The organism is Cupriavidus sp. OTU4054 (assembly GCF_038440175.1).
In the GTDB taxonomy this organism is placed as follows: domain Bacteria; phylum Pseudomonadota; class Gammaproteobacteria; order Burkholderiales; family Burkholderiaceae; genus Cupriavidus; species Cupriavidus pauculus_D.
Window position 1 is genome coordinate 119609 of the sequence record NZ_JASATF010000003.1, and the last position, 13573, is coordinate 133181.

Annotated in this window: 10 protein-coding genes; 8 read left to right on the top strand and 2 right to left on the bottom strand. The window is 68.0% G+C overall.

Annotation, left to right across the window (positions count from 1 at the left end):
• Nucleotide 1 precedes the first annotated feature (1 nt).
• The 5 genes from AAHB16_RS05385 (at nt 2) to AAHB16_RS05405 (ending at nt 8334) form a co-directional block, all read left to right on the top strand.
• The gene (locus AAHB16_RS05385) at nt 2-1648 is read left to right on the top strand and encodes a M30 family zinc metallopeptidase (RefSeq protein WP_223851634.1); all 1647 of its coding nucleotides are present in this window, start codon (nt 2-4) and stop codon (nt 1646-1648) included.
• A 99-nt stretch (nt 1649-1747) separates the two neighbouring features.
• A complete protein-coding gene (gene cobW, locus AAHB16_RS05390; RefSeq protein ID WP_342050300.1) occupies nt 1748-2806 on the top strand; it encodes a cobalamin biosynthesis protein CobW in 1059 nt (352 codons plus the stop codon).
• 4 nt (nt 2807-2810) lie between these two features.
• Complete coding sequence (gene cobN, locus AAHB16_RS05395; protein WP_342050301.1) at nt 2811-6623, top strand: cobaltochelatase subunit CobN; 3813 nt, start codon at nt 2811-2813, stop codon at nt 6621-6623.
• Nucleotides 6620-7687, top strand: a complete 1068-nt coding sequence (locus tag AAHB16_RS05400; protein WP_342050302.1) for an ATP-binding protein — start codon at nt 6620-6622, stop codon at nt 7685-7687. Before cobN ends, AAHB16_RS05400 begins: the two co-directional genes overlap by 4 nt.
• A 92-nt stretch (nt 7688-7779) precedes the next feature.
• On the top strand, nt 7780-8334 hold the full coding sequence (locus AAHB16_RS05405) for a vWA domain-containing protein (protein ID WP_342050303.1): 555 nt from the start codon (nt 7780-7782) through the stop codon (nt 8332-8334).
• 18 nt (nt 8335-8352) lie between these two features.
• Here the strand turns inward: AAHB16_RS05405 and ltaE are convergent, their stop codons facing one another.
• Nucleotides 8353-9384: a low-specificity L-threonine aldolase gene (ltaE, locus tag AAHB16_RS05410; RefSeq protein ID WP_150376765.1), complete on the bottom strand. Its 1032-nt coding sequence runs from the start codon at nt 9382-9384 to the stop codon at nt 8353-8355.
• A gap of 220 nt (nt 9385-9604) precedes the next feature.
• On the opposite strand from ltaE, the gene AAHB16_RS05415 reads away from it, so the two are divergent.
• Nucleotides 9605-10825 carry a methyl-accepting chemotaxis protein gene (locus tag AAHB16_RS05415; protein ID WP_191002306.1) on the top strand — a complete coding sequence of 407 codons (1221 nt, stop codon included), beginning with the start codon at nt 9605-9607 and terminating at the stop codon, nt 10823-10825.
• Between the two features lie 5 nt (nt 10826-10830).
• Here the strand turns inward: AAHB16_RS05415 and AAHB16_RS05420 are convergent, their stop codons facing one another.
• Nucleotides 10831-11727: an alpha/beta hydrolase gene (locus AAHB16_RS05420; RefSeq protein ID WP_150376766.1), complete on the bottom strand. Its 897-nt coding sequence runs from the start codon at nt 11725-11727 to the stop codon at nt 10831-10833.
• Between the two features lie 330 nt (nt 11728-12057).
• Between AAHB16_RS05420 and AAHB16_RS05425 the strand changes: the two genes are divergently transcribed.
• Nucleotides 12058-12543, top strand: a complete 486-nt coding sequence (locus AAHB16_RS05425; protein WP_342050304.1) for a copper resistance protein CopQ — start codon at nt 12058-12060, stop codon at nt 12541-12543.
• A 407-nt stretch (nt 12544-12950) separates the two neighbouring features.
• Nucleotides 12951-13571: a TetR/AcrR family transcriptional regulator gene (locus AAHB16_RS05430; protein ID WP_150376768.1), complete on the top strand. Its 621-nt coding sequence runs from the start codon at nt 12951-12953 to the stop codon at nt 13569-13571.
• Nucleotides 13572-13573: the final 2 nt, after the last annotated feature.

Here is a 13573-nt window from a genome sequence, read left to right on the forward strand (position 1 = left end):
CATGACGCTGAGCGCGGCGCTTGCCGCCTGCGGTGGCGGCGGCGGCGACGACGGCGGCGCGGCACAGACGAGCACACCGGCCACGACGTCCGGACCCGTCGCACCCAGCGCGCCTGCCACGCCGGCGTTGGTGGTGGCGGCCGCCTGCGGCGGCTGCGCGGCCGTGGACGCCAATACCTATGCCGGCAGCGGCACGGGCGTCTGGCAAGCCAGCAACACGTCGCTGGCGGCGGTCGATTTGCCCGTCAGCATCGCGGGCCTCAATGGCCAGGACGTGTCGCTCGTCTTTACCAACGACGGCGCGGTGGCGCAGGCCATGCCCGCGATCTCGCTGACGGCGTCCCGCTTTCCGGCCGCATTGCAGAGCCTCGAGCTCGACGGTGGCGCACAGGATGCGGAGGCCACGCGGCGCGCGATCTCGGACTTCAACCACAATGGCTGGGCGACGCTCGTCGGCGACAAGCGCCCGCAGTCGTCGGCCATCGCACCGCAGGCGCCGAACTTTACCGCGCTGACGAATTCGCGCACCTGGTATCACGCGGACAACAGCGCGCGTACCGCGACGCTGCGCAAGCAGATCGCCACGACCGACGGCACCACCGTGAACTTCTGGGTGGAGAACGGCGAGGAAGGCGCGGGCAGGATCGACTCGACGACCCTCGACAGCCTGGCCGCCGCGTATGCGGGTGCCGGCGGCATCTACGACATGCTCAAGTCCGTCGGCGGCGTCATGTGGGGGGCGCAGCAGTTCTCGACGCTGATCGACGGCAGCGGCCAGCCGATCGACATCGTGATCCTGAACTTCGATCGCAACAACAAGCCGTACGACCTCGTGGGCTACTTCTACGCGCGCAACAACTTCAAGCGCGCAAGCCAGCCGTTCAGCAACGAATCGATCTCGCTCTACCTCGATTCGGAGACGCTCTATCTCGCGGGCGCGGCGGGCATGCAGCAGATGCGCATGACCATGGCGCACGAAGGCATGCACATGCAGAACTTCTATCGCCGTGGCGTGCAGCAGTCGAGCGTCTACATGTACGACACGTGGCTCGAGGAAGCCACCGCGATGATGATGGAGGACTTCGCGAGCTTCACGATCGATCCCACGTACAACGCGATCCGCGACGTCCGCTTCCGCGACTATGTGGCCTATGGCGCGGGATCGTACAACTGCAACCTCACGGTCTGGCGTCCGTTCGACGCCAGGGTGTGCGACAGCTACTCGGTATCGGGTTCGTTCGGCGGCTTCCTGAACCGTCAGCTCGGGCTGGCGTTCTACCGAAACCTGCTCACCAACTTCAGTACCACGGCCTCCGTGGGCGTGCTCGACGCGGCCATCCGTTCGGTGCAGCCCGGTTCGGGCTTCCTGCAGCAGTTCGCGGCCTGGAGCGCCACCGCGGCGTCGCTGATGCCCGCGAGCGCGAGCCCGGCCGGCTATGGCTACCCGGTGCGCGCCGATGGCGGCTTCGTGCTGCCGCAGATCGATCCCGCGTCTTACGCCAGCCTGCGCACGCTGACCACGGCCGTGCCGCAGACGCTGCAGGCCTATGCAAGCCTGCCGATCGTGCGGCAGGCCGTGCGCGGCACCTATCGCGAGACCGTACGCGTGCCTGCCGGTACCCATCTGTCGATCGTCGTGCACGATTGATCTCCCTCCGGTCCCCTCTTCGCGCGAGAGGGGACGCGGCGGCTCTGCTATGCTGGTCGTCCTTGCGAAAAACCTTCGCGGCACAACCTTTCGACCGGCATGCAAACCAACAAAATCCCGGCAACGATCGTCACCGGCTTCCTCGGCAGCGGCAAGACGACGCTGCTGCGCCATATCCTCGACAACGCCAACGGCCGCCGCATCGCGGTCATCGTCAACGAGTTCGGCGAACTCGGCATCGACGGCGAAATCCTCAAGGGCTGCGGCATCGGCTGCGACGACGCGGGCGAGCCCACGGGGCAACTCTACGAACTGGCCAACGGCTGCCTGTGCTGCACCGTGCAGGAAGAGTTCTACCCGGTGATGGAGCAATTGCTCGAGCGCCGCGAGCAGATCGATCACGTGCTGATCGAGACGTCCGGCCTGGCGCTCCCCAAGCCGCTCGTGCAGGCCTTCCACTGGCCGAGCATCCGCAATGCGTTCACGGTGGACGCCGTGGTGACCGTGGTCGATGGCCCGGCCGCCGCCGCCGGCCAGTTCGCGGCGAATCCGGTTGCCGTGGACGCGCAGCGCCGCGCCGATCCGAACCTCGACCACGAGTCGCCGCTGCATGAACTGTTCGAAGATCAGCTCGGCAGCGCGGACCTCGTCATCCTGAACAAGACCGACCTGATGGACGACGCGCAGCGCGCGCAGGTGGAGGCGCTCGTGCGTCCCGAGATTCCGGCCGAGGTCAAGATCGTGCCGGCACAGGGGGGCCGCATCGACGTGGACCTGCTGCTCGGCCTGAACCGCGCGTCGGAGGACACCATCCACCTGCGCGTGGACCATCATGGCGACGGGGACGACGCCGATCATCATCACGACGAGTTCGACTCGGTGGTGGTGGAGGCCGGCGATGTCGATCGGGATCGGCTCGTGGCGGCGCTCGGCCAGCTCGTGCAGTCGCATACGATCTATCGCATCAAGGGTTTCGTGGCGCTGCCGGGCAAGCCGATGCGGCTGGTCGTGCATGGCGTGGGCCAGCGTTTCGACAGCTATTTCGACCGTGCATGGCGCCCCGGCGAGAGCCGCCGCACGCGCGTGGTGCTGATCGGGCAGGACCTCGACCACGCGACGCTGCAATCGCAACTGACGGCCGCGCTGGCAAACGCCTGACCCCATGCACCTGCTGTCTACCCGGCCGGGCGGCTTTGTCGAGGACAACGCCATCGTCCTGCGCATCGAGCAGACACCGGGGGACATCGTCGTGCTCAGCGCCGCCGACACCACGCTGTCGCTGCTCGCGAGCGTGGTGCCGCGCCTCGGTGCCGATTTTCCCTCGGTGCGTCTGGCCAACCAGATGTACCTGCGCCAGCCCGCGTCGCTCGACCTCTATGTCGACGAGGTCTTGCGGCATGCGCGCGTGGTCGTGGTCGATCATCTGGGCGGGGCCAGCGACTGGGCCTACGGGCTCGAGCGCTTGCCCGAACTCGCCCGCGCGCGCAATCAGCTGCTGGTCATGGGCTCCGGCGACCTTGCCGAGGACGAGAACCTGGCGCGCCATGGCAATGCGCCGGCCGCGCTGAGCCACCTGCTCTGGCACTACCTGCGCGAGGGTGGCGCGGGCAATGCCGAGCAGTTCTTTCGCTGCATCGGCCATCATGCCTTCGGCCTCGGCGAGCCCGCGCTGCCGCCGCAGGTGTTGCCGCAGGCGGCGCTCTATCACCGCGATCATGGCGTGGCCACGCTCGCGGACTGGGAGCACGAATGGTGCGCGCGCGGCTTGGCGGAAGCGCCGGTCGTGGCCGTGCTGTTCTATCGCTCCCATCTGCAGGCAGGCAACACGGAAGTATTCGATGCGCTGTGCGCGGCGTTGATGGACGCCGGCATGCGGCCGCTGCCCGTTGCGCTGACCTCGCTCAAGGAACCGATCTGCCGCGACGTGCTGCAACGGCTCTGCGATGCGCATGCGGTGTCGGTCGTGCTCAACACCACCGCGTTCTCGGCCGGCACGCCCGACGGCGGGGAGGGCGATGGCGTGGTCATCGCCAACGACGCGCCGGTGCTGCAGGTCATTCTTTCCGGCGGCAATCGCGAAGACTGGCTGGCCGACACCCAGGGGCTGGGCACGCGCGATATCGCCATGCATGTCGCGTTGCCCGAGGTCGATGGACGCATCATCACGCGGGCCATCAGCTTCAAGGGCCTCGCGTATCGCTGTCCGCATACCGAGGCCGATGTCGTGCGTTACCAGGCGGACGCCGAGCGCGTGGCGTTCGTCGCCGAACTCGCGCGGCGCTGGTGCCGGTTGCGCGCGCTGCCCAATGCGGAGAAGCGTGTCGCGCTGATCATGGCCAACTATCCGGCCAGCGAGGGGCGCATCGGTAATGGGGTGGGGCTCGATACGCCCGCGTCGGTCGTGCGCATTCTCTCGCTGCTGGCGGCCGAGGGCTATACGGTGGAGGCATTGCCTGCCGATGGCGATGCGCTGATGCACGCGCTGACGCAGGGCGTGACCAACGACCTCGATCAGCATGCGGTGCGGCCCGCGTTCCAGAGCCTGGCGATGGATCGCTACCGTGCGTGGTTCGCGTCGCTGCCGGCCGAGAACCGTCATGCCGTGATCGCCCGCTGGGGCGAGCCCGAGCAGGACCCCATGGTGCGCGCGGGGCGGTTCATGATCGCGGGCGTGCGCAGCGGGCATCTGTTTATCGGTATCCAGCCCGCGCGGGCCTATGGTGTGGACGACTACGCGAGCTATCACGACGCGGAGCTCGCGCCACCGCATGGCTACCTCGCGTTCTATCTGTGGCTGCGCGAGGTGTTCGCGATCGATGCGGTGGTGCATGTGGGCAAGCACGGCAACCTCGAATGGCTGCCGGGCAAGAGCGTGGCCCTCTCCGCGGCGTGCTGGCCCGATGCGATTCTCGGGCCGTTGCCGCATCTGTATCCGTTTATCGTCAACGATCCGGGCGAGGGCGCGCAGGCCAAGCGCCGCGCGCAGGCGGTGATCATCGACCATCTGATGCCGCCGCTGACGCGGGCCGAGAATTATGGGCCGCTGCAGGATCTGGAGCGGCAGGTGGACGAGTACTACGAAGCGCTGACCGTCGACCCGCGGCGCGCGAAACTGTTGCGTCGCTCGATCCTCGATACGATCGTGAACCAGCAGTTGCATCGCGAACTCGGTTTCGAGGCGCCTTCCGGTGGCGACGAGGAAGACGCGCTGCTCAACCGGACCGATGCGTGGCTGTGCGAACTCAAGGAGTCCCAGATCCGCGACGGGCTCCACGTATTCGGCGCCTCGCCGCACGGCACGCAGCGGCGCGACACGCTGGCGGCGCTGGCCCGCTTTCCGGCGGGCGACGGTGTCGGCTTGCTCCACGCACTGGCAAAGGACCTGGCCCTCGACTTCGACCCGCTCGACGCGGACTGGGCCGCACCGTGGCACGGGCCCCGGCCCGCGTTGCTGACGGGCGTCGATGCCGGGCCATGGCGACATCATGGCGACACGCGCGAGCGGCTGGAGTTGCTGGCGCTGGCGTTGCTGGAAGACATGTTGGGGGACGCGTTGGCGGGTGCGCCGGAGAGCGATAGCGCGATGGCGCGCACGGACCTGCCCAACACGCGCCGCGCGCTGCACCACATCGCCAGCGAGCTCCTCCCGCGCCTCGACGCCTGCGGCGATCAGGAACTGTTGCAGCTGAAACGCGGCCTGAACGGCCAGTTCGTTCCCCCGGGCCCGAGCGGCGCGCCCTCACGCGGTCGCCCCGACGTGCTGCCGACCGGCCGCAATTTCTACTCGGTGGACACGCGCGCCGTGCCCACGCGCACCGCGTGGACGCTTGGCGTGCGTTCCGCGGACCAGCTCGTCGAGCGCCACCTGCAGGAGCATGGCGAGTACCCGAACGCGGTTGGCCTGTCCGTATGGGGCACGGCGACCATGCGCACCGGCGGCGACGATATCGCGCAGGCCATGGCGCTGCTCGGTGTGCGTCCCAAATGGGCCCCCGGCAGCCATCGCGTGGTCGACTTCGAGATCCTGCCCGTCTCGACCTTCAACCGCCCGCGCATCGACGTCACGCTACGCGTATCGGGCTTCTTCCGCGATGCCTTCCCGGGCCTCGTGCAACTGTTCGATGCCGCCGTGCACGCGGTGGCGGCGCTCGACGAGAGCGAGGACGTGAACCCCATCCGCGCGCGCGTGCTGGCCGAACGTGCGCGGCTCCAGGCCGAGGGCGTCGACGACGCCACGGCAAGCGAGCGTGCGACCTGGCGCGTGTTCGGCGCAAGACCGGGCGACTACGGCACGGGCCTCCAGCCGCTGATCGACAGCCGCCGCTGGCAGGACGACGCGGACCTGTCGCATGCCTATCTGCATGCGGGCGGCTATGCCTATGGCCAGCGCGCCGACGGCATCGATGCACGGGAGAGTTTTGCCACGCGGCTCGCGGAGATCGACGCGGTGATCCAGAATCAGGACAACCGCGAGCACGATATCCTCGACGCCAACGACTACTACCAGTTCCAGGGCGGCATGGTTGCCGCCGTACGGCATCTCGGCGGCACGCAGCCCGCGATCTATCATGGCGATCACGCCAACCCCTCCGCGCCACGGGTGCGCACGCTCGGCGAGGAGATTGCACGCGTCATCCGCACGCGCGTGGTCAACCCCAAGTGGATCGACGGGGTCAAGCGCCATGGCTACAAGGGCGCGTTCGAGATGGCCGCCACCGTCGATTACCTGTTCGGCTACGATGCCACCGCGCGCGTGGTCGCCGATCATCAGTACGCGCTGGTGGCCGACGCCTATGTCAACGACGATGCCACGCGCGACTGGATCGCACGGCATAATCCGCGCGCGTTGCAGGGCATCTGCGAACGCCTGCTCGAAGCGATCGAGCGTGGGCTGTGGCAGGAGCCCGGCGACCAGCGCGCGCGTATCGAAGCGCATCTGCTCGACAACGAGCAACGGCTCGAAGGACATTCATGACCGCCTCGGCAAGACCGATCTTTCCTTTCTCCGCACTGGTTGGCCAGGAGCGTCTGCAGCTCGCGCTGCTGCTCGCGGCCGTGGACCCCGGCATCGGCGGCGTGCTCGTGACGGGGCCGCGCGGCACCGCCAAGTCGACGGCCGCGCGCGCGCTGGCCGAGCTGTTGCCCCATGGCCATTTCGTGACGTTGCCGCTGGGCGCAAGCGAAGAGCAACTGACGGGTACGCTCGATCTCGGACATGTGTTGCAGGAGGGGCAGGTGCGGTTTGCGCCGGGGCTGCTCGCGCGCGCGCACGAGGGTGTGCTGTATGTGGACGAGGTCAACCTGCTGCCCGATCCGCTCGTCGATCAATTGCTCGACGTCGCGGCGAGCGGGGTCAATGTGGTCGAACGCGATGGGGTCTCGCATCAGCATGAGGCGCGGTTCGTGCTTGTCGGCACGATGAATCCGGAGGAGGGCGACCTGCGGCCGCAGTTGCTCGATCGTTTCGGCCTGGCGCTGGCCATCGGCAATTACGACGATCCCGTGGCGCGGCAGGCCATCGTGCGGGCGCGGCTGGCGTTCGATGCGGATCCGCAGGGGTTTCGCGCGAGCGTCGCGGCGCGCCAGCGCGATCTCGCGGCGCGTGTGGCCGATGCCCGCGCGGGGCTGCGATCGCTGGCGTTCGACGATGCGGTGCACGCGCGCGTGAGCGTGCTGTGTATCGCCGCCGCGGTGGACGGCGTGCGCGCGGACCTCGTCATGCTGCGCGCGGCCCGTGCGCTGGCGGCGTGGGAGCGCGCGCCGGCGCTGACCACGGCGCATGTGGACGCGGTGGCGGACCTTGTGCTCTACCACCGCCGGCAGGCGTCGCAGGGGGGCTCGCCAGACGAGCGTGGCACGGCCGAGTCGTCGCCGGGCTCGCCATCGGACCCGCCATCGGACCCGACGTCGGGCGCGCCGGAGGCGCAGCCGGGCAGCGATGAATGGGGCGCACTGCCACCGCCAACGGAGCAGGCCACCCCCGTAGCCCACGTCAAACCGCTGAAGCCCTTCGGAAAGCTACCGCCAAAAAAAGCCTAGGCCACCGGCGCGATACGCCCGCCAGACAGGGCGGCGCCCGGTGGCATGCCCCTCGCGGTGGCAGCGCACGCGGCCTGCAGCCTGGCACACGCGTGCACTGGCCGCGCACGCTCGCGCGCAAGGGCCGGGATGCGCTTGACGCATCGCACCTCCGTTACCGCGACGCGGACGCGCGTGCGGGCGTGCTGCATTGTTTCGCGCTGGATTGCTCGGGCTCGATGCTGCAGGCAAGGCAGCTCGCATTTGCCAAGGGCGTATTGCTCAGACTGCTGGAGCGCGCGTACCAGTCGCGCGGCGACGTGGCACTGGTGTGCTTCGCCGCGAGCCGCGCCGAAGTCCGGCTGCAACCGTCCCGCGCGCGTCCGTGGAACGAGTCCTGGCTCCGCCCGATTCGCGGGGGCGGGGGCACACCGTTGACGCTGGGCATGGCCCGCGCCGACCAGGTATTGGCCGGCCACGCCCGGCGCGCGCCTGCCCAGCAACGATTGCTATGGGTGCTGACCGACGGCCGCACTAACGACGCACCGCCTCGCCCGGCGTGGGCCGACCATATCGTGGTGGTCGATATGGAGCGCCACGCGTTGCCGCTGGGACGGTGCCGATTGCTCGCGGAGAGATGGGGCGCGGAGTATATGCCCGCGCCTTGAGGGTGGCCTGTTTCCGCTTCAACGCGAAGCAAAGAATCCCTGCACGGCCTCCACCGCCGCCTCCACCGCCGCCCGCCCCACATCCAGATGCGTGACCCACCGCTGCTGCGTGGCGCCATAAGCAGACGTCACCCCGAGCCCAAGCTCCGCCACATGCGCCGCCAGTGCCGCCGCATGCTCGGCCGGCACCGTCACGAACACGATGTTCGTGTCCGGCATCACCACCTTCAATGCCGGCACCTTCGCGAATCCTTCCGCCAGCCGCCGCGCATTCTCGTGATCGTCCGCGAGCCGTGCCACATGGTGCTCGAGCGCATGGAGCCCCGCCGCGGCCAGAATGCCCGCCTGCCGCATCCCGCCGCCCAGCATCTTCCGCAGGCGCCGCCCCTTGCCGATCAGCTCGGCCGAGCCCACGAGCACCGAGCCGACCGGCGCCCCGAGCCCCTTCGACAGGCAGACCGACACCGAATCGAACGGCCGCGCCAGCACATCGGCCGCGACGCCCGAGGCCACCGCCGCATTGAACAGCCGCGCCCCATCGAGGTGGCACGCGAGCCCACGTTCACGCGCCAGCGTCGTGGCCTCGACCACATAGGTCTGCGGCAGAATCCGCCCACCGATCGTGTTCTCGAGCGCCAGCAGCCGCGTCCGCGCAAAATGCGGATCGTCGGGCTTGATCGCCGCCGCGATATCGTCCAGCGCCAGCGTGCCGTCCGGCTGGTTCGCGATCGGCTGCGGCTGGATGCTCCCGAGCACCGCCGCGCCACCCGCTTCCCAGCGATAGCAGTGCGCCATCTGCCCGACGATATATTCGTCGCCCCGCCCGCAATGCGCCATCAGCGCAACGAGGTTGGACTGCGTACCGGTCGGCACGAACAATGCCGCTGCCTTGCCCAGCATCTCCGCGGCACGCGCTTCGAGCCGCGTCACGGTCGGATCGTCCCCGAACACGTCGTCGCCGACCACCGCCTCGGCAATGGCCGCGCGCATCGTCGGCGTGGGGCGGGTCACGGTATCGCTGCGGAAATCGTATCGAATCGGGGTGCTCATGGCTGGGGTCCTCGTCGGCCGGTTGGCGTGCAAAAACGCGCGTGAAAACAGCAATGATGGCACGCCCGGGCGTCGCTTGCCGCACCGCATCGACGGTTCGCCGCATTGCAAGAACGATCGCGCTAAAGATTGCCCGCTCATCTGCCGTTAGGACAGCGATCGAACGACGAAAGCCCCGCGGGATCCCCCACGCGAGGGCGCAAGAGGAGCGGGAGCACCCATGGCTTTGACGAACTTGAGCATTCGCGCACGCATAGGCATCGCCTTTGGCGTGGTATTGATCGTGATGGCGGTCATCATGGCCGTGGCGCTGGGACGCGTGACGCAGCTCGAGGCGCGGCTGGCGGCGAAGCCGGCGGCCGCCGAGACCGTGGCCACCGCGGACGACGACAGTACACGCGCTATCGTCTACGGCCTCGGCGTGTTCGCGCTGCTGGCGAGCGTGGTGGCCGGCATCGGCATCGTGCGCGGCATCGAGTCGCCGCTCTCGGAGGCGGTCTTTATCGCGGAAACGGTCGCGGCCGGCGACCTGAGCAAGGAATTCGAGACCGATCGCGGCGGCGAGTTCGGCCGGCTGCTCGGCGGCCTGGGCGAGATGGAGGACATGCTGACGGACCTCGTCACGCGCATCAAGGCCGCAACGGATGCGATCTCGGTGGCATCGCACGAGATTGCCGCCGGAAATACCGATCTGTCCCAGCGTACCGAGGAGCAAGCCGCCACGCTCGAGGAAACCGCATCGAGCATGGGTGAACTGACGTCGATGGTGAAGCTCAATACGGACCGCGCGCGCACGGCCAACACGCTCGCGGGCGAGGCGTCGGGCATCGCTGAACGCGGTGGCGCGCTGGTTGGCAGCGTGGTGGAGACCATGGAGGCCATCAACACGAGCTCGCGCAAGGTCACCGATATCATCGCCGTGATCGAGGGCATCGCGTTCCAGACCAACATCCTCGCGCTGAACGCCGCCGTGGAAGCGGCCCGCGCGGGCGAGCAGGGCCGCGGGTTCGCGGTCGTGGCGGGCGAGGTGCGCACGCTCGCGCAGCGCAGCGCCGCCGCGGCCAAGGAGATCAACGTGCTGATCAGCGATTCGGCGCGGCAGGTGGAGAGCGGCTCGGCGCTGGTCGGGCAGGCCGGCGAGACCATGAAGGAGATCGTCCAGGCCGTGCGCCGCGTGACGCAGATCCTCGCGGAGATCGCCACTGCGTCCGATCACCAGAGCACGGGCATCGCGCAGGTGAACGAGGCTGTGGCGCAGATGGATACGGTCACGCAGCAGAACGCCGCGCTCGTGGAGCAGGCCGCCGCGGCGTCGGCGGCGCTGGCCGACCAGGCGCAACAGCTGCAAAGCGTGGTGGGCGAGTTCAAGCTCGACGACGAGCCGGCCTCCCCCCGCCCCGCCGCGCGGCCGGCCCAACGTCCGGCGCTCGCGCACGCCTGACCAGGTTAGCCTCCCGAGGCGGGGTCACGCAGGTCATCCGACCGCAGATAGGGAATCACCGGCGCCCAGAACGCCGCGAGCCAGTCCGGATGGGTCGCGGCGTTGTGGGGCAGGTCCTCGAACGTCACCAGCCGGCTGGCGCACCGCGCCACGCGCGCGAGCTGCTGGCCGTGGCTATAGGGAATGGTCGCGTCGATCCGGCTATGCAGCAGCATCAGCGGCATCCGCAGCCGGCAGACCCGCGCCGCGTTATCCCACGGGTCCGGCAGCATCCACGCCATCCACCCCGGTACGCGTCCCGTCGCTACCGCCGCGGCACGCGCCGACGAGAATCCCGCGCCGATGATCGCGCCCACCGGTGCCGGCTGCAGCCGGTGCAGCACGTCGAGCAGAATCCCGGACCCCAGCGAGTAGCCCAATACGTAATGCCGCACCGCCCGCGGGGTGGCCGCCCGGAAATGCGCATAGGCGGTCTTCGCATCCTCCCGCAGATTGCGCACCGTGGGCCGCCCGGTGCTCGAGCCGTAGCCGCTGTAATCGAAGACGAACGACGAAATCCCCGCCGCATGGAGCAGCGCCTGCACGGGCGCCCAGTCCGACAGGCACTCCGAATTGCCATGGAACACGCAAAGCGCCGGCGCATCCGGTGCCGTGGCCTGCACAAAACAGCCATGCAGCGTGCGATCGCCGCTCGCGAACTTGAGAGAGACGGAAGGCGCCCCCATCTGTTCAGGCGTGACGGCATGGTCCGGGCAGGTATTGAACGCGGCCCGCTCGACCGAGCGGAACAGCAGTTGCCGGCCCACGGCAGCGGCCGCCAGCAAGGCCAGCAGCGCCGCGGCGCGCCCCGCTGGCAGTCGTGAGGCCGTGCGGGCTGGCGGATTCGGGTCGATCGCGGTCATGGATATCGGGGGCAGTGGCGCCAGGAGTTTGGCGGCCACCAGACTGGGCCGCAGGCCGATGCTATCGCATCGATAGAAACTATTTAGGCCGGCATCGCAAAAAACACCTTGCTTATCTATCTAGTAGTAGATATTATTCGATCCATGGTCACGACGCAGTCAGCGTCACAAACCAGCAGCACAGCAGTCAGTACCGGGAGTCGGTCTTTTTTTTAACGCTGGATCTCTACCTACCAGTAGATGTAGCGAAAAACGAAAAAGACCGCAACACAGACATCGGGCCCGATCGAGCGTCAACCTCGTAGCGCCCAAACGAAACGGAGCTAGATCATGAACGCCAAGACTATCCTTACCGCCGCCGCCCTTGCCGCCGCTTTCATCGGTGGTGCCGCCCAAGCCGCACAAGGCTCGCGTGACCCGTACCTCGACGGCGCCCGCACCATCAGCGAACCGCGTAGCACGTTCACCGACGGTGCCCGCATCAGCAACCGCGATGGCTTCACCGACGGTGCCCGCACCGCCGACCCGTACCTCGACGGCGCCCGCGTCGGCAAGGCTGACCCCTTCACCGACGGTGCTCGCATCGTCGCCGGTCTGGACCGCGTGGGTGTCTCCGCCGAACCGAGCCGCAAGGTTGACCCGTACACCGACGGCGCCCGCGATATCAACCGCCCGCGCAACCCGTACTACGACGGTGCCCGCACGACCGATGTCTACACCGACGGTGCCCGCACCGTAGCCGGCCTGGATCGTACCGGCGTCTCCGCTGAACCGTCGCGTCAGTTCGATGTGTTCACGGATGGCGCGAATGCCTGACGGCAAGCTTTGATGGCAGGTGACATATCCGGTCTCCTGCCTGATACGCCGAAGCCGTCAGGACGCTTCCGGCGCGCGGACCCTCTCTCCCCGCGCGGCGGTGTTTCCTGACGATTGCGGCAGATCCGGCAGGAGCCTCATGAGGGCTCCTGCTTCAGTTGTAAGAACCAGAAGAAGAAAGGAGTTTCATCATGAGTATCCGGAACAGTGCCTTGATCCTCGGCGGGTGGGTAGCCCTCAGCCTGATCAGTGGCTCGGCCGTCATGCTGGTGGCGCAAACGCTGCCTGCATAAGCCCCCTGTGCCCCATCGGGCAGATTCGGGAAATTCCCGGTTGAGTATCTATCTTCGTGTAGATAAACTTCCGGCATACGCAACTCTGGACGCGGTGTCCGCCTCCTCGGGAATATGAAAACGCAACCTGTTCGCGAGCAACTGCTCGAGCACACGCTGGTACTGATTCGCCGCCGCGGTTTCAACGGCTTCAGCTACCGCGATCTGGCCGAACTGGTCGGGGTCAAGACCTCGAGCATTCACTATTACTTCCCGTCGAAGGACGATCTGGTCCTGGAGGCCGTGAAGACGTACAGCGCGCGCATTACCGAGCGCATGCGGAACATCGACCCGGAACTGCCGTTGCTGGACCAGGCCCGCCAATACCTGGAACCGATTCGCGCAACCTGCGGCTCGGACCAGATCTGCCTGGCGGGCATGTTGTCCACGGAAGTCCTGAGCCTGCCCGAGTGCGTGCACAAGGTGCTCAAGGACTTCTACGCGGTCAACGAGGCCTGGCTGACGAAACTGCTCGAAAAAGGCCAGGAACAACGCGACATGCCGTACCCGGTGCCGCCGGCCATGCTGGCGCAGGTGGTCTACGGTGCGCTGCAAAGCGGCCTGATCGCGGCGCGCCTGTTCGGCAACCAGGAACGCGTGGAAGCCGCGGCCCACACGCTGCTCGGCGCGCTGGAAAACGTCAAGTGCCCGAATCAGCTGGCGGCGGAAGCCGCCGCGGCCGCCGCAGTGGTCTGATC